This window comes from Propionivibrio sp. (assembly GCF_041441355.1).
GTDB lineage: Bacteria > Pseudomonadota > Gammaproteobacteria > Burkholderiales > Rhodocyclaceae > Propionivibrio.
The window spans coordinates 42,920-64,401 of sequence record NZ_JASDTF010000027.1; the positions used below are offsets into that span (position 1 = coordinate 42,920).

At 66.1% G+C, this 21,482-nt stretch carries 19 protein-coding genes; 16 read left to right on the forward strand and 3 right to left on the reverse strand.

The window, feature by feature from the left end; all coding sequences use genetic code 11:
- The first annotated feature begins 316 nt into the window (after positions 1-316).
- From QMB55_RS10060 to QMB55_RS10085, 6 genes are all read left to right on the forward strand, one after another.
- Entirely contained in the window at positions 317-2,155 is a 1,839-nt protein-coding gene (locus QMB55_RS10060) for an EAL domain-containing protein (protein WP_497588567.1), read from the forward strand.
- 357 nt (positions 2,156-2,512) lie between these two features.
- Positions 2,513-3,733 (forward strand): diaminopropionate ammonia-lyase, encoded by a 1,221-nt coding sequence (gene dpaL / locus QMB55_RS10065; protein WP_497588568.1) that lies wholly within the window; start codon positions 2,513-2,515, stop codon positions 3,731-3,733.
- A 25-nt stretch (positions 3,734-3,758) separates the two neighbouring features.
- Positions 3,759-4,949: a YgeY family selenium metabolism-linked hydrolase gene (locus QMB55_RS10070; RefSeq protein WP_497588569.1), complete on the forward strand. Its 1,191-nt coding sequence runs from the start codon at positions 3,759-3,761 to the stop codon at positions 4,947-4,949.
- 71 nt (positions 4,950-5,020) lie between these two features.
- Positions 5,021-6,613 (forward strand): N-acyl-D-amino-acid deacylase family protein, encoded by a 1,593-nt coding sequence (locus QMB55_RS10075; protein ID WP_497588570.1) that lies wholly within the window; start codon positions 5,021-5,023, stop codon positions 6,611-6,613.
- 27 nt (positions 6,614-6,640) lie between these two features.
- Positions 6,641-7,933 (forward strand): MFS transporter, encoded by a 1,293-nt coding sequence (locus tag QMB55_RS10080; RefSeq protein ID WP_497588571.1) that lies wholly within the window; start codon positions 6,641-6,643, stop codon positions 7,931-7,933.
- 92 nt (positions 7,934-8,025) lie between these two features.
- Entirely contained in the window at positions 8,026-8,406 is a 381-nt protein-coding gene (locus QMB55_RS10085) for a RidA family protein (protein ID WP_497588572.1), read from the forward strand.
- A 119-nt stretch (positions 8,407-8,525) separates the two neighbouring features.
- On the opposite strand, the gene QMB55_RS10090 is transcribed toward QMB55_RS10085, so the two are convergent.
- Together QMB55_RS10090 and murI are read right to left on the reverse strand one after the other, a co-directional pair.
- On the reverse strand, positions 8,526-10,280 hold the full coding sequence (locus QMB55_RS10090) for a sigma-54 interaction domain-containing protein (protein ID WP_497588573.1): 1,755 nt from the start codon (positions 10,278-10,280) through the stop codon (positions 8,526-8,528).
- 8 nt (positions 10,281-10,288) lie between these two features.
- Positions 10,289-11,101 carry a glutamate racemase gene (gene murI / locus QMB55_RS10095; protein ID WP_497588574.1) on the reverse strand — a complete coding sequence of 271 codons (813 nt, stop codon included), beginning with the start codon at positions 11,099-11,101 and terminating at the stop codon, positions 10,289-10,291.
- 437 nt (positions 11,102-11,538) lie between these two features.
- On the opposite strand from murI, the gene QMB55_RS10100 reads away from it, so the two are divergent.
- The 4 genes from QMB55_RS10100 (at position 11,539) to QMB55_RS10115 (ending at position 15,520) form a co-directional block, all read left to right on the forward strand.
- Entirely contained in the window at positions 11,539-12,798 is a 1,260-nt protein-coding gene (locus tag QMB55_RS10100) for a methionine ABC transporter ATP-binding protein (protein WP_497588575.1), read from the forward strand.
- Positions 12,795-13,448 carry a methionine ABC transporter permease gene (locus QMB55_RS10105; protein ID WP_497588576.1) on the forward strand — a complete coding sequence of 218 codons (654 nt, stop codon included), beginning with the start codon at positions 12,795-12,797 and terminating at the stop codon, positions 13,446-13,448. Before QMB55_RS10100 ends, QMB55_RS10105 begins: the two co-directional genes overlap by 4 nt.
- Before the next feature lie 39 nt (positions 13,449-13,487).
- The gene (locus QMB55_RS10110) at positions 13,488-14,288 is read left to right on the forward strand and encodes a MetQ/NlpA family ABC transporter substrate-binding protein (RefSeq protein WP_497588577.1); all 801 of its coding nucleotides are present in this window, start codon (positions 13,488-13,490) and stop codon (positions 14,286-14,288) included.
- A gap of 113 nt (positions 14,289-14,401) precedes the next feature.
- Positions 14,402-15,520, forward strand: coding sequence for an oxidoreductase (locus QMB55_RS10115; protein ID WP_497588578.1), 1,119 nt, complete (start codon positions 14,402-14,404; stop codon positions 15,518-15,520).
- Positions 15,521-15,620: 100 nt separating this feature from the next.
- Here QMB55_RS10115 and QMB55_RS10120 read toward each other — a convergent pair whose 3' ends face one another.
- Positions 15,621-15,839: a hypothetical protein gene (locus QMB55_RS10120; RefSeq protein WP_497588579.1), complete on the reverse strand. Its 219-nt coding sequence runs from the start codon at positions 15,837-15,839 to the stop codon at positions 15,621-15,623.
- A 401-nt stretch (positions 15,840-16,240) separates the two neighbouring features.
- Here QMB55_RS10120 and QMB55_RS10125 point away from each other — a divergent pair, with 401 nt between their 5' ends.
- The 6 genes from QMB55_RS10125 (at position 16,241) to QMB55_RS10150 (ending at position 21,427) form a co-directional block, all read left to right on the forward strand.
- A complete protein-coding gene (locus QMB55_RS10125) occupies positions 16,241-17,440 on the forward strand; it encodes a cation:proton antiporter (protein ID WP_497588580.1) in 1,200 nt (399 codons plus the stop codon).
- A gap of 30 nt (positions 17,441-17,470) precedes the next feature.
- Positions 17,471-18,115, forward strand: a complete 645-nt coding sequence (locus QMB55_RS10130; RefSeq protein ID WP_497588581.1) for a YbaY family lipoprotein — start codon at positions 17,471-17,473, stop codon at positions 18,113-18,115.
- 42 nt (positions 18,116-18,157) lie between these two features.
- Positions 18,158-19,354, forward strand: a complete 1,197-nt coding sequence (locus QMB55_RS10135; protein ID WP_497588582.1) for a dienelactone hydrolase family protein — start codon at positions 18,158-18,160, stop codon at positions 19,352-19,354.
- Positions 19,355-19,631: 277 nt separating this feature from the next.
- Entirely contained in the window at positions 19,632-20,024 is a 393-nt protein-coding gene (locus QMB55_RS10140; protein ID WP_497588583.1) for an Aq_678 family protein, read from the forward strand.
- Positions 20,025-20,094: 70 nt separating this feature from the next.
- Positions 20,095-20,727 (forward strand): DUF2238 domain-containing protein, encoded by a 633-nt coding sequence (locus tag QMB55_RS10145; RefSeq protein ID WP_497588584.1) that lies wholly within the window; start codon positions 20,095-20,097, stop codon positions 20,725-20,727.
- Between the two features lie 70 nt (positions 20,728-20,797).
- Positions 20,798-21,427: a LysE family translocator gene (locus QMB55_RS10150; RefSeq protein ID WP_497588585.1), complete on the forward strand. Its 630-nt coding sequence runs from the start codon at positions 20,798-20,800 to the stop codon at positions 21,425-21,427.
- The last annotated feature ends 55 nt before the right edge of the window (positions 21,428-21,482 follow it).

The window sequence follows — 21,482 nt, forward strand, 5'->3', positions numbered from 1 at the left end:
TTGTAGCCCCGTGCCCGCGGGCGGCGGTGGGAGCCGTCGCGCTTTTGCACCAAGAAGGCCAGACGCCGCAAGGGAAGACGGACACCGAACGCGAGCCGTGATCATAGCCAGGAATCTCGCCGTGCTGTACCTCGGACTGGCGAAGCGCCGGCGCCGGAGTTTACGAGCGCCTTGTCTATTGAGGGTGAAGGGCTAGGCTGTGACGTGAGGCGTTCGCAATTCAGGACGGGCGTTTCATGCCCGATCGTTGGACGTCCGGATTCCGCAGCTTCGGCTGCGAATCGGCCACTTTGCTACTTTGCTCAAGGAGCGCGCCATGCTGATCGACGAACTCGATTTCGAAGTCCGTAATGCGCAGGCCGAATCGCTCCGGGTGCGTGAGCTTGAGCATCTGCTGGCCGTGGTCGAGGACAACGAGACGTCGCTGCAGAGCATGGTCGAGCTGTTGGCGACGCTCTGCAAGGTGCCTTTCGCCGGGGTCAGCCTGGTCGACAGCGATACCGTGTGGATCAAGGCTCACTATGGCATCGAGGCGACCTGCCTGCCGCGGGAAGGCGCTTTTTGCGCCGCGGCGGTCGATTCGCTGGACGATCTCTATGTGGTCGAGAATGCGCTGGACAATCCGCTGTTCGCCCACAACCCTCTGGTGGCCGGTGCGCCGGAGGTGCGTTTCTATGCCGCGTACCCCTTCAAAGGGATGAACGGCTTCGCGATCGGAACCCTCTGGATGTTCGATACCCAGCCGACCGCGCTGGGGGAGGACGGGCGCCTGATTCTCAAATCGCTGGGCGCTCACCTCGAGCAACTGATCAACCAGCAGTACCACTGTCCCGTTACCGGGCTGGCCAACCGCCAGAGTTTCCTGAAGCAGCTGCAGGCCTTGATGAACAGCTCCACGCAGAAAGTGAACGCGGCACTGGTGCGCACGCACCGCATCTTGCATGTCACCGGGATTTACGGGGCGGAATTCCGGGACCGGTTGATCGCGCTCGTGGCCGAGCGGCTGAGCAGGGCAAGGCTGGAGAAAGGACTGCTGGCCCATCTGGGCGATGGCTGCTTCGCATTCGCTTGGGTCGACGGGCAACAAAAGGCAGAGCTTGTCGCCGCCTTGCATGATCTGGAAACGCCACTGACCATTGGCAACGTCACCGTCTCGGTCGCCTTGAGCATGGTCTCGGTCAGCGCCGAGCCGCAGCAGGCCAGCGCTGCCGCCTTGATGGAAATCGCCGACGAAGCCGCGGCCGAGATGCAGCACTCGCAGATCGCCAACATCCAGTATCAGGAAAAAATCGCCAGCAACCAGATTGCCATGCGCGTGCGCGCCTGCCTCTTCGACGACCAGCCGGGCAGCTACTTTTACCCCGAGTACCAGCCGCAGGTCGACGTGAGCACGGGGCGGATCGTCGGTTTCGAAGCCTTGCTGCGCTGGCACGACGCGATGTACGGGACGACTCCCGTGTGGAAGGTGATCGAACTGGTCGAAAGCCTGGACATGATCTCGACGCTCGATTTCATCGTCGTCCGCAAGGTCTGCGCCGACATCGCCGAATGGCAGGTGGCCGGGACAGCGGTGCCCAAGGTGTCGGTTAACCTTTCCCGCACCACGCTGCAAACCGAAGGTCTGGCCGACAAGCTGGTGAGCCTGCTGCGCGAATACGACGTCGAACCGTCGGCGCTGACGCTGGAGATCACCGAAAGCGGCCAGCCCTTGAACGACAAGGTCTTGGCGACGCAGATCGCCTCCTTGCATCGCGTCGGCTTCAGCATCGCCATCGACGATTTCGGTACCGGGATGTCCAATCTTTCGACCCTGAAAAATACCGAGTGCAAATTACTCAAGGTGGATCGCCAGTTCGTGCATGGCGTCGCCTGCAACACCCACATGGCCGCCTTGCTTCGCCTGATCAAAGGCACCGCCGAATCGCTGGGCGTCTCATTGTTGGTCGAGGGGGTGGAAGCGCAGGACGATCTGGATTGGCTGCTGGCCTGCGGCATCTACCTGATCCAGGGCTGGTATTTCTCCAAGTCCTGCCAGGCGAAGACGATCCCCGCCATGCTCGCCGCCGACCGTGCCGTGATGCTGCCGCCGAGCGACCTGCAAACCCGGGCCGAAGCGCTCAAATGCCTGTTCGTTCGCCTGCGCGGCAACGGCTGAGGGCGCGGCACGTGCCTGTCCGCCCGTGAGCCGTGCCCCGGGCGGCCGATTGCGGCGGGCCCGGCTGCGCTTTTGCTTTCCTGTTGGCGAAGACGCAAGGTGCGGCGCGGCTCCGACGCTGGAGGGCGGTTTATCGATTTGCTTGATAATTTATCAATAAATTTATCGATTGATGGGCTTGGTCTGGCCGGAAAAGCTCCCCGGTAAAGGCGGGGATTTTGTGGTAAGTCGCTGAAGATAATGCGGAAAAAAAGCAGGTCTAGAGCCTGGCATGCATCCTGCCTCTTGGTTGTCGAGTTTCTGGCCGACGTGCGTTGGCCGGTTTGACAGAAATCACGACAACAACAGGAAGAACTCATGCCTCAAGAGCTGGATCTGTTTCTCAACGAGACCGCCTTCACCCAAGCGCCGGCGACCTCGGTGGCCGATTTTTCGCGGGCCGAGTTGGGCAAGGCGCTGGCATTTCACCGCACCATTCCCGGCTACGCGCCAACGCCGCTCACGGCCCTTGATCGCCTCGCGGCGCATCTTGGCCTGCGCAGCCTCTACGTCAAGGACGAGTCGCAGCGTTTTGGCCTCAAGGCCTTCAAGGCGCTCGGCGGCGCCTACGCGATGGCCCGGCACATCGCCGAACGGCTGGGGCAGGACATCAGCGAGCTGCCGTATGAAGTGATGGTCAGCGACGCGGTGCGCGCGCGCCTTGGCGAGGTGGTCTTCGCCACCACCACCGACGGCAATCACGGCCGCGGCGTGGCCTGGATGGCCCGCCAGCTCAAGCAGAAGGCCGTGGTCTACATGCCCAAGGGCTCGTCGGTCGAGCGTCTGGAAGCGATCCGCGCCGAGGGGGCCGAGGCCGAGATCGTGGACATGAACTACGACGAGGCGGTGCGCATGACCGCGCAGCGCGCGGCCGAGCATGGCTGGCTGGTGGTGCAGGACACGGCGTGGGACGGTTACGAGAAGATCCCGCTGTGGATCATGCAAGGCTACGGCACCTTGATGCTCGAAAGCCTGCAGCAGCTGGGCGAAGTGCCGCCGACGCACGTCTTCATCCAGGCCGGCGTGGGCTCGCTCGCCGGCGCGGTGCAGGGGTTCCTGACCGCGAGCTACGGCGCTGCGCGGCCCAAGGTCATCGTTGCCGAAGCTCGCGCCGCCGATTGCCTGTATCGATCGGCGCGTGCCAAGGGCGGCGCGCCGGTGGCGGTGGGCGGCGACCTGGCGACGGTGATGGCGGGGCTCGCCTGCGGCGAAGCCAACACCATCGGCTGGAAGATCCTGCGCGATTACGCGAACGCCTTCGTCTCCTGCCCGGATTACGTGGCCACGCGCGGCATGCGCATCTACGGCAACCCGCTGCCTGGCGATCCGCGCGTCTGTTCCGGCGAGTCGGGGGCGGTGACCCTCGGCCTGCTCTCACTGTTCATGCAGGCACCGAGCCTGGCGTCGGCACGCGCCGCACTGGGCCTCGACGCGCAATCGCGCGTGCTGCTGGTCAGCACCGAAGGGGATACCGATCCGCAGCGCTATCTGGACATCGTCTGGGACGGCGAGATTCCGTCCTACGGCCTCATCAAATAACTATATGTCATCAAAGGAGTCGTTCATGTTTGCAACAGAGCGCATCGCGCAAATCGTCGAAAACTGCCAGACCCTGGTCCGCGAGGAGAGTCTTTCCGGGCAGGAAAGCGGCGTCGTGCGTGCCATCGAGGCGATGATGCGGGCCTACGGTTTCGACGAGATCAACATCGACCGCTACGGCAACATCGTCGGCGGTCTCGTCGGTGCGCGTCCGGGCAAGACCGTGGTCTTCGACGGACACATCGACACCGTGCCCTACGACGCCGAGAAATGGACGCGCGCGCCGCTCGGCGGCGAGGTTGCCGACGGGCGCATCTACGGGCGCGGCACGACCGACATGAAGGGCTCGGTCTCGGCGATGATCTCCGCCGCCGGCTTCTTCGCCGAGGACAAGCAGCGCGACTTCGCCGGCAAGATCTACATTGCCTGTGTGGTGCATGAGGAGTGCTTCGAAGGCGTCGCCGCGCGCGCCGTGAGCGAAGCCTACAAGCCTGACCTGGTGGTCATCGGCGAAGCCTCCGACCTCAACCTCAAGATCGGCCAGCGTGGCCGGGCCGAAATCGTCGTCGAGACCTTTGGCAAGCCCGCGCACTCGGCCAACCCGCAGGCCGGGATCAACGCGGTGTATCAGATGACCCGCCTGATCGACCGCATCCGCCGGATCGAACCGACGCAGCATCCCGTGCTCGGTCCCGGCATCCTTGAACTCACCGACATCAAGTCCTCGCCGTATCCCGGCGCTTCGGTGGTGCCCGATTACTGCCGCGTCACCTACGACCGGCGCCTCCTGGTCGGCGAGACCCAGGACTCGGTGCTCGCGCCGCTGCAAGACGCGGTCGCCGAACTGGCCGCTGCCGATCCGCAGTTCAAGGCCAAGGTTTCCTATGCCTTCGGCCGCGAGAAGTGTTTTACCGGCAACGACATCGAAGGTGAGCGCTTCTTCCCCGGCTGGGTCTTCGGCGAAGCGGACGAAGGCGTGCAGCTGGCGCTCGCCGGCCTGCGCGGCGTGGGCCTGGCGCCGAGCATCCAGCAGTACTCGTTCTGCACCAACGGCAGCCACTACGCCGGGGAGGCGGGCATTCCGACGGTGGGATTCGGACCCTCGACCGAGCGCCTGGCCCACACCATCGACGAGTACATCGAGATCGACCAGCTCGTCGGCGCGGCCAAAGGTTTCTACGGAATCATGCAGAGCGTGTGCGGCGTCAAGGCTTAGCCCGGCGCGCAAAGGTGAAGTGCAGGCAGTGGTAAGCATCAGTTACAACGATTCGATTAGCGGAGGAAACTGTGAGAACCATCTTCAAGGGCGGCAAGGTTGTTGACGGCAGCGGGGCGCCTTCTTATGTCGCCGATATTCTGGTCGAGAACGGTGTTATCGCCGGCATCGGCAGCTTCGAGGGCGAACCCGGCACGCAGGTTTACGATGCGCGCGAGCGCATCGTCTGCCCGGGTTTCATCGACACGCATACCCACTCGGACCTGGCGGCGATCGTCAATCCGGCGCTGTCGGCCAAGATCCGCCAGGGCATCACCACCGAACTGCTCGGCCAGGACGGCGTGGCACTGGCGCCGCTGCCTGAGCAGTACATCACGGCCTGGCGCAAGAACATTGCCGGCCTCGACGGCGACACCGACCTGATCGACTGGAAGTACCGCGACACCGACGGCTACCTGTCGCTGCTCGCCGCCTACCGTCCGGCGACCAACCTTTCCTACCTCGTGCCGCACGGCAACGTGCGCATGGAGGCGATGGGCCTTGACGGCCGCGCGGCGACCAAGGAGGAAGTGGCCCGCATGTGCGAGATCCTCGACCGCGAGTTGTCCGCCGGCGCCTTTGGTTTCTCCACTGGCCTCATCTACATGCCCTGCGCGTTCGGCGACACCTACGAGGTCGTCGAGCTGTGCAAGGTCACGGCCCGCCACGGCGGCATTTTCGTGGTGCATCAGCGCAGTGAAGCCGACGACATCCTGACCTCGACGCAGGAACTGATCGACATCACCCGCCAGTCGGGCGTGCATCTGCACATCTCGCACATGAAGGTCTGCGGCAAGAAGAACTGGCCGCTGATCGAGAAGATGCTCGGCATGCTCGAAGCGGCGCAGGGCGAGGGCCTGAAAATCTCCTTCGACCAGTATCCGTATGTCGCCGGCAGCACCATGCTCGGCGTCATCCTGCCGCCGTGGGTGCATGCGGGCGGCACCGACAAGCTGCTCGAACGGTTGGCCGATCCTGAACTGCGCAAGAAGATGGTCGCCGACATCGAGCAGGGCATTCCGGGCTGGGACAACTTCATCGATTTTGCCGGCCTCGACCAGATCTTCATCACCAGCGTGAAGACCGAGAAAAATGCCGACACCATCGGTCTCAACCTGATCGAACTCGGCGAGAAGCGCGGCAAGGACCCGTACAACGCCACCTTCGACCTCCTCTACGAGGAAGAGAACGCGGTCGGCATGTTCGATTTCTACGGCACCGAGGAACATGTCATCAAGTTCCTCTGCCGGCCGGAGCAGAACGTGTGCACCGACGGGCTGATGGGCAAGGGCAAGCCACACCCGCGCGTCTTCGGCGCCTTCCCGCGGGTGCTCGGCAAATACGTGCGCGAAGAAAAGTGCCTGTCCTGGGAAGCCGCCATTCACAAGATGACCGGCAAACCGGCGGCGGTGGTCGGCCTCGCCAACCGCGGCCAGCTCAAACCCGGCATGGCGGCGGACATCGTCGTCTTCAACCCCGAGACGATCATCGACAAGGGCACCTTCATCGAACCCAATCAGTATCCCGAAGGCATCGATGCGGTGATGGTCAACGGCGCCTTTGCGCTGGTGAACGGGGTGGAAACCTATGCCCGGAGCGGACAGGTGATCCGCAAGGCGTACTGAGTTTTTTCAATTCAATGGGAGTGGTCAATGAATTCCGTATCTAGCCTGGCCCAAGCCGGCACACAAAAAACCTGGAAGACCCGTTACACCGTCCTGCTCTTCATCTGGCTCGGCTGGATGTTCTCCTTCCTCGACCGGATGATCATGAGCGTGTCCCTGCCGTTCATCGGCAAGGACCTGGGCATCGACACCACCGAGCAAGGCCTGATCATCAGCGCTTTCTTTCTGGCCTACGCCGGCTTCCAGATTCCCGGCGGTTGGCTCGGCGACAAGTTCGGGCCGCGCAAGGTGATGGCGTTTGCCATCACGTGGTGGTCGATCTTCACCACGCTCACCGGTTTCGTGTTTACCTTGCCGATGATGCTCGCCGTGCGCTTCCTCTTCGGTCTTGGTGAAGGCGCCTTCCCGGGTTCGTCGTGGAAGACCATCGCCACGTATTTCCCGAGCAAGGAACGCGGTCGCGCGACGGCCATCCAGTCCTCGGTCAATACCCTCGGCCCGGCCTTGGCCGCCGTCGTCGCTGCGGCGATCATCGGTACGCTCGGTTGGCAGATGGTGTTCATCATCATGGGCATTCCGGGGCTTTTGATCGCGCTGGGGATGTACCTCTGGATCCGCAACGATCCGAAGGATCACCCGCACATCACGCCGGCTGAACTCGCCGAACTGGAGGCCGACAGGCAAGCCGAGAACGGGCCGAAGGGCTCGGCCGAGACGACGATTCCCTTCTCCAAGGTGCTCAAGTCGCCGATCCTGTGGCAGATGGCGCTGATCTGGTTCCTCTTCGACATCACCTTCTGGGGCTTCTCGTCCTGGCTGCCGAGCTACCTGATGAAAGTCCGCGGCTTCTCGCTCGCCAAGACCGGCATCATGGCCGCCATCCCCTTCCTGTGCGGCACGGTCGGCACGCTGCTCGGCGGTTACCTGTCGGACAAGGGCAAGGACGCGCGCAAGTGGATCTACGTCGTGGCCTCGGTGATCAGCGCCGGCTTTCTCTACCTCGTGTTCAGCGTCGAGAGTGCCGACATGGCCGTGTTCTATCAGTGCATCTCGTCCTTCTTCATGTTCCTCGCCATGGCGCTCTTCTGGGGCATCCTGATGGACCAGATCCCGACCAAGATCATGGGCCGCGCCTCGGGCATCGTGAACTTCGGCGGCCAGATGGCTGGCGTCGTCTCCGCCCCGGTGATGGGCTACCTCATCCAGACGAGCGGCGGACGCTACGACAGCGCCTTCTGGTTCATGATCATCGCGCTCGCCGCTTCGGCGGTGGTTACCGCGATGCTGAAGAACACTTCCGGGCAGGCCGCGGAAATCTGAGCCTGTTTTTGGCAAACCGGCCGTCTCTTTCTGCGTGACGGCCGGTTTTTTGATGTCGCGCGGCGCGCATGCCGCGCAGGAAAGGAAACAACATGGAAAGAGAAATCGTTGCCACCGCTGGCGCGCCGGCCGCCATCGGCGCCTATGTGCAGGCTACCCTGTTCGAGCGCCTGGTGTTCACGTCCGGGCAGATTCCGCTCGATCCGGTCAGCATGGCCGTCGTCGAGGGCGGTGTCGTCGAGCAGACCGAACAGGTGATGAAAAACCTGTTCGCCGTGCTTGAAGCCGCCGGTTCGAACGCCGGTCAGGTGCTCAAGACCACCTGCTATCTGAGCGACATGGGCGATTTTGCGGCCTTCAACGAAATCTATGCGCGCTATTTCGGCGAGACGCCGCCGGCCCGTTCCTGCGTTCAAGCCGCCGCTTTGCCGCGCGGCGTGAAGGTCGAGGTTGAAGCCATCGCCTGGCGCTGACTCGCCGGAGGCCGGGGACGCACTCCCCCCCCCACCCGTCCCGCTCTCCGTATTTTCCGCGTGCGTCGTTTCGGTGTACGCGGTTTTTTTCGCCCGGCGCGTCGGCAATGCGGCTGCGCCTAGCGTTTGTTCAGCCCGTGTTTGGCCAGACGGCGGTAGAGCGTGGCGATGCCGATGTCGAGCGCCTGCGCGGTCCGTTTCTTGCCCTCGACGTCCCAGCCGTGGCGCTCGAGCAGTTCGACCAGGCGGGCTGCTTCGTCGCGCCGGACGGCGGCGGGGTGGGCGCTTGGCGCTGCCCCTGGACGGGCGCCGCGCTGTGGCTGGATGCGCCGCGGCAGGTGGCTCAAATTGAAATCGGGCGCCTCGCCGCGCATGACGAAAAGGTGCTCGACGACATTGCGCAGTTCGCGCACGTTGCCCGGCCAATCGTAGAAATAGAGCGCGTTGGTCAACTCTTCGGGCAGCTTGGTGCGCGTTTGGCCGTAACCTCCGGCGAATTCGTCGCAGAAATGCTGGGTGAGTTCGGCGATGTCTTCGCGACGTTCGCGCAGCGAGGGCAGGGTGAGTTCGATGACGTTGATGCGGTAGTAGAGGTCGTCGCGGAACTGTTTGTCGGCGATCAGGGCGATGAGGTCCTTGTTGGTTGCGGTAATCAGGCGCACGTCGATGGGAATCGCCTGGTTCGAACCGACGCGGGTCACCACCCGTTCCTGCAGTACGCGCAACAGCTTGGCCTGGAGGTAGACCGGCATGTCGCCGATTTCATCGAGGAAAATGGTGCCGCCGTTGGCTTGCTCGAATTTTCCGACCCGGCCTTTGGGGTCGGCACCGGTGAAGGCGCCCTTGACGTAGCCGAACAGCTCGCTTTCGAGCAAGGGTTCGGGAATCGAGGCGCAATTGATGGTGACGAAGGGCGCGTCGCGGCGCGGGCTGCGGCGGTGGATTTCGGCGGCGACGACCTCCTTGCCGGTGCCGCTCTCGCCGGTGATGAGGACGGTGGCTTTGCCTGCGGCGATCTTGTCGATGAGGGCGCGCACCTGGCGGATCGCCGGCGAGTCGCCGATGAAACGGTCGGGAGAAAGATTTTCCGGGGGCGGCATGCCGGACGGAGCCATGTAGTCGGCCGCATCCTGGAAGACGATCAGCGTCACCTCGCCGCGTTCGGCGGTGGTCAGCCGGATGCGCGTACATAGCACGTGCAGGCGGAAGGTGCCGAGGTCGAGCCAGGCCTCCTCGAAATCGTAGAGCACGTCGCCGGACAGTTCGACCGACAGGCGGCGTCCGACGAGGTCGTCGGGGCGCTGCAACAGGCGCGCGGCCGACTGGTTGGCGTGCCAGACGATCCCGTTGCCGTCGAGGGCGACGACACCGTGGTTCATCGTCTCGATCATGCGGCGGAAGACCGCGAAGGTGTCCTTCTCGCGCTGCCGCTCGCGGTATTCGTAAGCCTTGCCGGCGATCAGCTGGGCGATCTGTTCGATGAAACTGATGTACTTGTCCTTGCCGGCGAGTAGATGGTCGCGCTGGCGCGGCGTCGAGCAGATGATGCCGATGACCCCGATGACCGCGCCGTCGAGCGAGATCGGGGTCGCCAGGTCGAGCATTTCCTCGCACAGCAGCTTGTTGTCGCAAAGGGTGCAGATTGCGCTCTGGCCGGGATTCTCGATCAGGATGGTGCGGTTGACCTGCATCGCGTGGCGATACACGTAACCCTGGCTGCCCATGTTTTCGTTCACCCGCTGGCGGAAGGCACCGGTTCCTGCGACGCGCACCATGCCGACGTCGACCACTTCAACGTCGCAGTCGATGATCCCGGCGATGGCCTCGCTGAACTGCTGCGCGTCGTGCTGGATCTGGGCGAGGACGGAGTTCATGCGTGGGTTCAGGTCGTTGCCGCTCGCTCGTCGACGCACGCGCCCGGGCCGGTGAGGCGCGGGGCGAGGTGGGCGAGGCCGAAGGCGATGAGCGCCTGTTCGAGGCGTTCGGGGCGGGCGGTGGCGAGCAGGGTCAGGCGGCCCGTCCCCTCGGCGGCCGGGCCGGCGAGGCGTTCGCACTGGCGGGCGACGGCCTCGGCAACGTCGACGAGTTCGGCGCGCCCGGCGACGAGCGGCGCGAGGTGTTCGGCGAGGAAGGCGTAGTGGGTGCAGCCGAGGACGACGCGGTCGCAGCCGGCGGCCAGCGTCGCTTCGAGGTGGCGGCGCGCTTCGGCGGTGAATTCGGCAGCAAAGCCCGGTTCGCCCAGGCGCAGGGTTTCGACGCGCGTCGCCCAGCCGGGGCAGGCCAGCACGTCGACCGTGACGCCGCCGGCGTGCGCGGCGATCAGCTGAGCGAGGCGCTCGCTGCGCGCCGTGAGTTCGGTCGCCAGGACGGCGATGCGCCCGCTCCGCGTGCTCGCGGCGGCGGGTTTGACGCCCGGCTCGACGCCGACCACCGGAATCCCGGGCAGCGCCTCGCGCAGCGCCGTGACGGCGGCGACGGTGGCGGTGTTGCAGGCGACGACGATCAGCGTACAGCCGCGCTCGACGAGCAGCTGGCCGATGGCCAGCACGCGGCCGCGGATGAAGGCGTCGTCGCGCGGGCCGTAGGGCACGTGCGCGGTGTCGGCGACGTAGGTGATGTCGGCGCGCGGCAGGGCGCGGGCGATGGCGGCGAGCACCGAGAGGCCGCCGAGGCCGCTGTCGAAGATGCCGATCATGCGGCGCTCCGGAGACGGCGTGAACGGAGGCGCAGCGGAAGCAGGGGGCGCAGGGAACGCATGGACGGAAGGCAAGAGGCGGTGAGCGGCGCAGGCCGGTGAGCCGCGATTTTACTCCCTTGCGCCGCCCTTGCGCGCAGCGGACGGGCGGCGGCGGGCCGCGCCGGAGTGTGGCCGGGCGAACCGGTCATGGGCTCGGGAAGCGCCGTTTTGCGCCGGTTTTCTGGAAATTCCTTTGTTTACAAGGTAATGTAATCGTTTCCCATTTGCTTATAACTGCAAGATTTATGTTTATCGAAAAGCATTCCTTTGGCGGTATATGCGGGGCTGGTAGAGTGCGTTCCTCAACGCCCCCCCGCAGCCCTCGTCCGAGATCCGGCGTGCGCCGCGAGGGGCGGCAAAAGGCCGCACAACGCGCCCCGGACCGAGGAATACGCATGAGTACGACTGTCACCCGCCACCTGCCTTTCGAGGCCCGCCCCGCCGCCCGCCCCGCGTGGCTGACGCGCGTCCTCCGTGCCCTGCCGATCGCCAAGACCGGAGCCTCCGCCGCGCCGCAATCGTCTTCTTCCGTCGCTTCCGCTTCCGCTTCCGCGGCCGACGCACCGTCCTCGACCGAGACCGGTCACGGCGGGCAGGGCGGCGCAGGTTCGCCCGCCGGAACGCCGCTCTACGTATTGCGCGGCATCGAAAAATCCTTCCCGGGCGGGGTGCAGGCGCTGCACGGCATCGACCTCGACATCCGCGAAGGCGAGATCTTCGGCATCATCGGCCGCAGCGGCGCCGGCAAGAGCACGCTGCTGCGTGTGCTCAACCTGCTTGAGCGCCCGACGCAGGGCAGCGTCCAGTTCGACGGCCGCGACCTGCTGGCGCTCGAACCCGCCGAGCTGCGCAACGTCCGCCGCCGCATCGGCATGATCTTCCAGCATTTCAACCTGCTCTCCTCGCGGACCGTCGCCGAGAATGTGGCGCTGCCGCTCGAACTCGCCGGCCTGCCCAAGGAGCGCATCGCCGCGCGCGTCGACGAGCTGCTCGAACTCGTGGGCCTCGCCGCGCAGCGCGACCGTTACCCGGCACAGATCAGCGGCGGCCAGAAGCAGCGCGTCGGCATCGCCCGCGCGCTGGCCAACGAGCCGCGCGTGCTGCTGTGCGACGAAGCGACCTCGGCGCTCGACCCGGAGACGACGCAGTCCATCCTCGAACTCCTGGCCGACATCAACCGCCGCCTGGGCCTGACCATCGTCCTCATCACCCACCAGATGCAGGTGATCAAGGCTGTCGCCCACCGCGTCCTGGTGCTCGAGCACGGCAAGCTCGTGGAGCAGGGCGACGTTGCCGACATCTTCACCGAGCCGAAGCATGAGATCACCCGCACGATGCTGCGCGAAGTGATCGGCAGCGACATTCCGCCCGGCGTGCGCGAACGCGCCGAGCGCTTGCTGGCCGGCGGCCAGGGCCACATCTGGCGCCTGACCTTCCGCGGCGAGGCCGTCGACCGCCCGGCGCTGACCGTCGCCGGCGAACGCTTCGGCATTGTCTTCAACATCCTGCATGGCTACATCGACGAGATCCAGGGCCTGCCCTTCGGCGCCCTGGTCGTCACGGCCGTCGCGGCGCAGGGCGCGCCCGAGGCGCTGCGCGAGGCGCAAGCCTACCTCGCCACGCAGGAATTCCACGTCGAGGAGGTGGCGCTGTGAGCCCCGAACTGCTCAATCTTTTCCAGACTTCGCTGATCGAAACCCTGTGGATGGTCGGTGTCTCGGCCGCGCTCGGCACCTTGCTGGGCCTGCCCATCGGCGTGCTGCTGGTGGTCACCGACCGCCAGGGCCTGCTTGAGCACCTGCCGTTCAACCGTGTCCTCGGCGTCATCGCCAACGCCGTACGCTCGACGCCCTTCATCATTCTGCTTGTCGCGGTGATCCCCTTCACCCGCTGGGTGGTCGGCACCTCGATCGGTACCGCCGCGGCCATCGTGCCGCTGACCATCGCCGCCATTCCCTTCATCGCCCGCCTCGTCGAAACCGCGCTGCGTGAAGTCGACCGCGGCCTGATCGAAGCCCTGCTGGCGATGGGCGCCACGCCCTGGCAGGTGATCCGCACCGCCTTGATTCCCGAAGCCATGCCCGGCATCGTCGCCGGCCTGACCATCACCCTGGTGAGCCTGATCGGCCACTCGGCGATGGCCGGCGCGGTCGGCGGCGGCGGCCTCGGCGACCTCGGCATCCGTTACGGTTACCAGCGTTTCCTCCCAGACGTCATGGCCCTCGTGGTCGTCGTGCTGATCGTCCTCGTGCAAATCGTCCAGTCGGCCGGCGACCGCCTCGTGCGCCGCTTGAGCCATCGTTAAACCCTTAATCCCGCCATTCATCTTTCAAGGAGAATCCCGATGAACGTTTCCCGTCTGTTGCGTGGCCTCTTGGCTGCGAGCATCGCCGCTTTCGCCGTCGGCGCCAGCGCCCAAGCTAATGACAAACCGCTCAAGATCGGCGTCACCGCCGGCCCGCACGCCCAGATCTTCGAAGTGGTGAAGAAGATCGCCGAGAAGGATGGCCTGAAGATTCAGGTCGTCGAGTTCTCCGACTACGTCCAGCCCAATGCCGCGCTCGCCGCCGGCGACCTCGACGCCAACAGCTACCAGCACCAGCCCTACCTCGACAACACGGTCAAGGATCGCGGCTACAAGATCGTCTCGATCGCCCAGACCATCGTCTTCCCGATGGGCATCTACTCGAAGAAGGTCAAGTCGCTCGCCGACCTGAAGAGCGGCGCCCGCGTCGCGCTGCCCAACGACCCGACCAACGGCGGCCGCGCGCTGCTGCTGCTCCAGGCCAACGGGGTGATCAAGTTGAAAGACGGCGCCGGCCTCAAGGCCACCCCGCTCGACGTGATCGACAACCCCAAGAAGATCAAGCTGGTCGAACTCGACGCCGCCCAACTGGCGCGTGCGCTCGACGAAGTCGATGCCGCGGCGGTGAACACCAACTACGCCATCCCCGCCGGCCTCGTCCCGACGCGCGACGCGATTGCCATCGAAGCACCCAAGTCGCCCTACGCTAACGTGATTGCCGTGCGTGAGCAGGACAAGGACAAGCCCGAGTTCAAGAAGCTGATCAAGGCCTACCACAGCGCCGAAGTGAAGGCCTACGTGAACAAGGAATTCAAGGACTCCATCGTCACCGCCTGGTAATCTCCGGCTTAGGCTCCGGGCGCGGCTTGGCGGCGCTCTGAGCAAGGTGTACGCAGCGCGGCGCTTCCGTTGATTCGGGGCGCCGCGTTTTCCATTTCATTCAGATGCCGATCATGACTTCCCTTGCCACCGCCCCGGACGGCCTCGCCGCCCGCCAGCCCATTCGCGTCCAGCCCGGCGCGGCCAACTACTACTCGCACCCCGGCGCGCTCGACGCGCTGGCGCGGGCCTTCCCGCAGCAGCGCCTGTTCTGGATCGGCGGCGAACGTGCCACGGCCGCGGCCGCGCCTTACCTGCCCGCGTGCTACCGCGAAGCGCGCTCGACGCACGCCGTCTTCCGCGGCCATTGCAGCGAAAGTAAGGTTGCCGCGCTCAGCGCCCAGGCGGGCGCGGCGGAAGTCATCGTCGGCGTCGGCGGCGGTTCGGCACTCGACACCGCCAAAGCCGTCGCCGCGCGCCTCAACCGCCCCTTCGTGGCGATCCCGACCATCGCCGCCACCTGCGCCGCGTGGACGCCACTCTCGGTGTGGTACGACGATGCCGGGCGGGCGCTCTCCTTCGAACTCTTCGCCCTCGGCAGCCATCAAGTGCTGGTCGAACCGCGCCTGCTCATCGCTGCGCCGGCCGAATACCTGCGCGCCGGCATCGGCGACACGCTGGCCAAGTGGTACGAAGCGCGCGTCCTCTGCGCACGCGAGGCTGCAATGGGGGCGAGCTTGCCGCTCACCGCCCGCCTGGGCCTCGAAACCGCGCGTCAGGTGCGCGACGTGCTGCTCGAGTCCGGCCCGACCGCGCTCGCCGACGCTGCGGCAGGGCGCCTCTCGGCGGCGTTTGTTGACGTGATCGACGCGGTGATCGCCGGCGGCGGCTTGGTCGGCGGTTTGGGCGAGCGCTACACGCGGCTGGCCGCCGCGCACTCGGTGCACAACGGCCTCACCGTGCTGCCGCAGACCGCGAACGTGCTGCACGGCGCCAAGGTCGCCTACGGCATCCTCGTCCAGCTCGCGCTCGAAGGCCGCGACGACGAACTGCACGAACTCGCCGCCGCCTACCGGCCGTTGCAGTTGCCGCGCACCCTCGCCGACCTCGGCGTCGACACCGCCGACAAAGAAGCGCTCGCCGTCTTCATCGCCCACACCCTGCGGCCGGTGGAGTCGATCCATTACCTGCCGGGAGTGGTTGATGCGGAACGCTTGCTGGGCGCAATTCTACGGGTGGAGGGAGGCGTGTAGTCAGACTGACTGGGTAGGTGCGGGAGAGTCGGGGGCATCCCCTGTTTTTTCTCGTCACCGCATTGTCGTGACAGTCGCTGATCCGCCTCAGTCTGAAGCGCTAGAAAGTGACCTTGAAAACAAGCCACGCAAGCGAAAGGCTGACCGTAAATACTCCTACGGTGAGGAGTAGGTAAATTACTGCAAAAACACAGAATTTGGTGGCTATTTTCGGCCAATGGGCGGTATCGCTGCGCATACGCTCAGAAATGTACTGCCCGATGGCCTGAGAAATCATCATTGCAAGATCGCTCACCCATTCAAGATAAGCTGAGAGCATATCGTTCCTCCAAAAACAAGAGGCGTTGTTCTTTGATGTATTGGGGGGGGTGAAAAATATACTGGCAAAAATTGGGGGCTGACGACAATTATTCCCGCGTTCCATTGTCCCGGATGGAGGTGGTTATACGCATTTGACATGGTAGCTTACGAGCAGAGCTTGTCGGTGTCCATTCGATTCGCTGTCATGGGTTACAGTCTTGGATTGGCCCCCAACCCGCATCCAGATGCGCCTTCCCAAAACCTCCCGCCAGAACCGCCATTCCACGCCCCTTCCAGGCCGGTTGTAGCGCCCGTAGTTTAGGGCGTTCAGCGAAAAGGGGCGCTGCGACTTCTGCGCTGGGCGCCGGCAGGGCAAATCGGCGATAATCGGGCATCATTTTCGTGAGTGGCGCGACCGTCATGCACATTCCTCCCCTCTTGGTGGTTCTGGCTGCGGCCGTTGCGGCGCCGGTGATCGGCGAACTGACGCGCCGTTTCGGCCTCTCGATCATCATGCTTGAGCTGGCGCTGGGCGTGCTGATCGGTCCGTCGCTGCTAGGCATCGCGCACAGCAGCGAGGCGGTGGGCGCGGTGGCCGGGATCGGCATGGCTTTCCTCTTTTTCCTCGCCGGGATGGAGATCGACCTCGCCGGCCTGCGCGGCAAGCCCATCGTGCTCGCCACGCTCTCCTGGGGCCTGGTTTTCGGCGCCTCCTGGCTGTGCGCGCAAGGCTTTCACTGGCTCGGGCTGGTCGACGCCTGGCAGGTGCTGGCGATCGCGTTGTCGACCACGGCGCTGGGCATCCTGATGCCGATGCTGCGCGACTCGGGGCAGATCGACAGCTTTTTCGGGCGGGTGGTCGTTGCGCTCGGGGTGGTCGGCGAATTCGGCCCCATCCTGCTGATGGCGCTGCTTCTCTCGCAGCAGGGCGACAGCACGCAGCAGACCTTGCTGGTGCTGGCCTTCGCCGTCATCGTGGTGCTCACCGGCTGGGCGCTGCTGCGCGGCGCCGGGGTGCCGCGTTACCTGCGCGTGCTCGAACGCACGCTGACGCAGACGAGCCAGTTGCCGGTGCGCGTGGCGATGCTGGTGTTGGCCTTCTTTGCCGTGCTTGCCGAAACCTTCGGCCTCGACCTGGCGCTCGGCGCGCTGGCCGCCGGGCTGGTGATCAAACTCGCCTTGCAGGGCAAGAGCAGCGAGCTGTTGCACCACAAGCTCGAGGGCATCGGCTTCGGCTTTCTGGTGCCGGTGTTCTTCATCAACAGCGGGATGAAGCTCGAGGTCGGCGCCGTCTTCGGCAGTTTCGCGGGCTTCGGGCTGTGCCTCGCCTTCCTGATCGCGCTCTTGCTGGTGCACCTGCCGGTCGCGCTGTGCCTGCGCTTCACCCTCGGGCCGCGCCCGGCTGCCGCCGCGGCGCTCTATTCGGCGACCACGCTGTCGCTGATCGTGGCGCTGACCGAGATGGCGGGGCGCACCGGCCTGATGTCACCGCGCGAAGTGACGGCGCTGGTCCTCGCCGGGGTGCTCTCGGTGGTGATTTTTCCGTTGCTGGCGCGCCGCCTGCTGGCGCCGGAAGCGCGGTCCACGCTGCCCGTCTTCGACGACCGCGACAGCCTCTGATTTCCGTCTTTGTCCGAAAGGAGCCTTCTCATGGTTTTCTCGTTCTCAGGCCTGCGCCGTGGCGTGCTTGCCGCGCTGGGCGCGTTCGCGTTCGCCGCCGCGCTGTCCGGCCCGGCCGTTGCTGCCGATGAAAAAATGTCGACGCTGCGCGGCGTTGCCGCCTACCGCGAGCGCATCGCGGTGCGCCCCGATGTGCGGCTCGAAGTCCGCCTGCTCGACGTTTCGCGCGCCGACGCGCCGGCGCAGACGCTGGCCGAAGTGACGATCCCCGATGCCGGCCTGCCGCCGTACCGCTTCGAGCTGCCCTACGCCGCCGACCGCTTGCAGGCCGGGCATCGCTACAGCGTACAGGCCAAGCTGTTGCATGGTGACCGGCTGCTGTTTACCACCGACCGGCAGTATCCGGTCGAAGCCGGGCGCGATCCGGGCGAACTGAAGCTGCTGCTCGTCAAGGCGGGCCGCCGCGCAGCTGGGGCGAACCCGCAGCCGACGCCGGCGCCGGGCTCGGACCGCGATGCGCAAGGCTGCATCGCTTCGGCCGGCTACGCCTGGTGCGCGCGCGACGCGGTCTGCGCCCGCCCGTGGGAGCTGCTCGATGCCAAGGGCCTGGCGCGCGACCCGAAGGTCTTCGCCGCCTACTGCAGCGCTGGCAAGGCCAGCAACGCGACCAAATAAACCCGGGAGGCCGCGATGCGAGGCAGGGGCGATCGGTTCGGTTTGGCGCTGGCCCTGGGCCTCGCCGCGTGGAGCGCCTTGCCGCTCGCCCAGGAGCGGCTGACGATTTCGCCGCTCACCGACCAGCCGGGCCAGCCGGCGGTCGAGGCCTACTGGTTCCCGGCCCCGGTGCGCGTCACCGGCGGCAAACCGGCGCCGGTGGTGGTCGGCCTGCACGGTTGCAGCGGCGCGCTCGACAGCCGCCACCGCCTGGCCGGGCGTTACCACGAGCTGGCCGAATGGCTCAACCGCGAGGGCTACCACGTCCTCTTTCCCGAAAGCTTTGCCTCGCGCGGCTTGAAATCGATCTGCGAAACACCTAACCGCGAGCGCACGGTGCACGAGGCCGACCGCCGCGCCGACGTCTACGCCGCGGCGGCCTGGCTCAAGGCGCGCGCCGACGTCGATGCCAGCCGGCTGGCGGTGCTCGGCTGGTCGCACGGGGCGCAGACGGTGCTGCACACGATCGACCGCAGCGCACCTTTCGTCGCGTCGCGACCGCTGCCGTTCCGCGCGGCGGTCGCCTATTACCCGGGTTGCAGCGCGATCCTCAAACAAAACGACTACGCCCTGGCCACGCCCTTGCTGCTGATGGTCGGCGAGAACGACGACTGGACGCCGGCCGCGCCCTGCCGGGAACTCGTGGCGCGTCTCGGAGCAACAACGATGACGACGACGGCGGCGCCGGTCGAGTTTGCCGCCTACCCGGACAGCTACCACGGCTTCGACGGCACGGCCGAACTGCGTCGCCGCGGCGGCGTCGGCAACAGCCGCTCGGGAACGGCGATGGTCGGCGGCACGCCGGCAGCGCGCGCGGCCTCGCGCGAGCGCCTGTTCGACTACCTCGCGGCGCGCCTGGAGCGCCCGCTACGCCTCACGTCCAGCGAACGCTTCGGCACCCATGCCTTCCGCGTGCCGCCGGTCAGCGATTTCGCGGCGCTCGCCGACGTCGCCGCGGTGCCCGGGGGCGAGCAGGCGCGTGAACGCTATGCCCGCTTCCTCAATTTGCCCAAGCCGCGCGCTTTCGCGCTTAGCGCGGCGGGCGCGGGCTACGCCAGCGGCGACAGCGCCGACGCCATCCGCCAGGTGCTCGCGGCCTGCCCGGAGAAGCAGCGCTGTGCGCTCTACGCGGTTGATGATGCGGTGGTCTGGCAGGCTGACCCGAAGCAGCGGGCGCAGGAGGCCGTGCCACAGCCTTGAGGGAGGCGGCGAACTGCTTAAGCGCCCAGGGCACCCAGGACGCGCAGCGCACGCAGAAATAACACGCGAGTGCCGGCCTGACTGCGGGCCGGCCTGCGGTGGGCTGAAAACGCCGTTCTTCGTGGGCTTGGCGTTCTTCTTCCGGGGTGTGCTCAGGGCTCAGGGGGCAGCGCATTTGAAGCGCCCTTCGACGCCGCCTTCCGGCGGCTGTCATCGCCGGGCCGAGCTGGCGCGTTGAACGCGGCAGAAACACCTTTCCACGCGCGGTACCCCGTCCATGCCTTCCTGTCTTTCCCGTTTGTCCGCCGTGTTCGGCCTGTGTGCGCCAGCGCTGCTGCTCCTGCTCGCGGGCTGCGCGATGACGCGCTACGAATACGTTCCGCCCGCCGGCGAGGCCGGGGCGCAGTGCATCGCGCGCTGCGCCGAAACGCGCGATTCCTGCCGCGAGGACGAGTTCCGCCGCGCCGAATGGGCGCGCGAAGCCTGCGAGCGGCGCAACTGGTGGAACTACCGCTTCTGCACGATGGGCGCCTTTACCCGGCGCGAAGCCTGGGCCTGCGAACGCCACCTGCGTTCGTGCTGGGTGAGCGATTCGAGCTGGCGCTGCGATGACGACTACCGACAGTGCTACAGTGCGTGCGGCGGCCGGGTGATCAAGATCACCGAGTAGCGGCGGATGGCGGTGTCATCGCTGGCGAAGGCCGCGCCTTTTCGCCTTTTCATCTGTCTCGAGTGTTCTCATGTCCCTCGCTTCTCCCGTGATGTTGCGCGCGGCCGTGGCCCTGACTGTGGCCGCGCTGATCTGGTCCGGCATCGCCCCGTACGACCGCACCACCTGGTGGCTGGAGGTGATGCCGGTGCTGATCGCCTTGCCCGTGCTTTACCTCACGCGCCGGCGCTACCCGCTGACGCCACTGCTTTACGTCCTGCTTTTCCTGCACGGGCTGGTGCTGATCGTCGGCGGCGCCTACACCTACGCGCGTGTGCCGCTGGGCTTCGAGCTGGCCGAATGGCTGGATCTGGCGCGCAACCCTTACGACCGCATCGGGCATTACTTCCAGGGGCTGGTGCCGGCGCTGCTCGCGCGCGAGATCCTGCTGCGCGGCGATTATGTGCGCGGGCGCGGCATGCTTGCCTTCCTCGTCGTCTGCGTGGTGCTGGCGGTGAGCGCCAGCTACGAGCTGATCGAGTGGGGCGCGGCGCTGGCCCTCGGCCAGGGCGCGGACGAATTCCTCGGCACCCAGGGCGATCCGTGGGACACCCAGAGCGACATGTTCTGCGCGCTGCTCGGCGCGCTGTCGACCTTGCTCCTGTTCGCGCGCGGGCACGACCGCGCCTTGCGCCGCTTGCCCGGCGGCCTGCGCGGCAGGTAGGATCGAGCCATACGGAGCGCGCGGCGGGGCCGAGTAGGCTGGAACCGCGCCACTTTTTTGGGGAGAGGACATGTTCAGCCTTGAGTTTCTCGTGACGTCGTTCGTGGTGGTTCTGGTGCCCGGGACGGGCGTGGTGTACGCGGTGTCCACCGGCCTCATCCAGGGGCGGCGGGCCGCCATCTTCGCGGCGCTCGGCGGCGTGGCCGGGATCGTGCCGCACCTGCTGGCCACCATCCTCGGCCTCGCCGCAGTGCTGCACACCAGCGCCCTGGCCTGGCAGGCGCTCAAGTACGCGGGCGCGCTCTACCTCTTCTACATCGCCTGGGCGACCTGGCGCGACCGTTCGGCGCTGGCTGTCGACGCCACGGCGGGCGGCCCCGGCGCTTCGGGGGCCTCGGGTTGGAACATCGTGGTCAAGGCGGTGCTGCTCAACGTGCTTAACCCCAAACTGACGATCTTCTTCCTCGCTTTCCTGCCGCAGTTCGTCGATGCCGGCGCTGGCGCGCCGATGCAGCAGATGCTGGGCCTGAGCGCGGTGTTCATGCTCATGACTTTCGTGGTCTTCGTCGCCTACGGGCTGCTGGCGCACGCCTTCCGCGTCTGCGTCATCGATTCGCCGCGCGTGCAGGACGTCCTGCGCCGGACTTTCGCCGCCAGCTTCGCCGGCCTCGGCGCGCACCTTGCACTGAGCGAGCGCTGAGCGCGTAAAAAAGGGGAGGGCAACGCCGGCGGCGCGCCTCCCCTCTGTTCCCGTT

Bases quoted from the DNA above. Each gene is read 5' to 3' on its own strand.
- QMB55_RS10140 (WP_497588583.1), top strand. From the start codon at position 19,632: ATGCCTTCCTGTCTTTCCCGTTTGTCCGCCGTGTTCGGCCTGTGTGCG.
- QMB55_RS10120 (WP_497588579.1), bottom strand. From the start codon at position 15,839: ATGCTCTCAGCTTATCTTGAATGGGTGAGCGATCTTGCAATGATGATT.
- QMB55_RS10125 (WP_497588580.1), top strand. From the start codon at position 16,241: ATGCACATTCCTCCCCTCTTGGTGGTTCTGGCTGCGGCCGTTGCGGCG.
- QMB55_RS10060 (WP_497588567.1), top strand. From the start codon at position 317: ATGCTGATCGACGAACTCGATTTCGAAGTCCGTAATGCGCAGGCCGAA.
- QMB55_RS10145 (WP_497588584.1), top strand. From the start codon at position 20,095: ATGTCCCTCGCTTCTCCCGTGATGTTGCGCGCGGCCGTGGCCCTGACT.
- murI (WP_497588574.1), bottom strand. From the start codon at position 11,101: ATGATCGGCATCTTCGACAGCGGCCTCGGCGGCCTCTCGGTGCTCGCC.
- QMB55_RS10150 (WP_497588585.1), top strand. From the start codon at position 20,798: ATGTTCAGCCTTGAGTTTCTCGTGACGTCGTTCGTGGTGGTTCTGGTG.
- QMB55_RS10080 (WP_497588571.1), top strand. From the start codon at position 6,641: ATGAATTCCGTATCTAGCCTGGCCCAAGCCGGCACACAAAAAACCTGG.
- QMB55_RS10130 (WP_497588581.1), top strand. From the start codon at position 17,471: ATGGTTTTCTCGTTCTCAGGCCTGCGCCGTGGCGTGCTTGCCGCGCTG.
- QMB55_RS10070 (WP_497588569.1), top strand. From the start codon at position 3,759: ATGTTTGCAACAGAGCGCATCGCGCAAATCGTCGAAAACTGCCAGACC.
- QMB55_RS10085 (WP_497588572.1), top strand. From the start codon at position 8,026: ATGGAAAGAGAAATCGTTGCCACCGCTGGCGCGCCGGCCGCCATCGGC.
- QMB55_RS10090 (WP_497588573.1), bottom strand. From the start codon at position 10,280: ATGAACTCCGTCCTCGCCCAGATCCAGCACGACGCGCAGCAGTTCAGC.
- dpaL (WP_497588568.1), top strand. From the start codon at position 2,513: ATGCCTCAAGAGCTGGATCTGTTTCTCAACGAGACCGCCTTCACCCAA.
- QMB55_RS10100 (WP_497588575.1), top strand. From the start codon at position 11,539: ATGAGTACGACTGTCACCCGCCACCTGCCTTTCGAGGCCCGCCCCGCC.
- QMB55_RS10110 (WP_497588577.1), top strand. From the start codon at position 13,488: ATGAACGTTTCCCGTCTGTTGCGTGGCCTCTTGGCTGCGAGCATCGCC.
- QMB55_RS10115 (WP_497588578.1), top strand. From the start codon at position 14,402: ATGACTTCCCTTGCCACCGCCCCGGACGGCCTCGCCGCCCGCCAGCCC.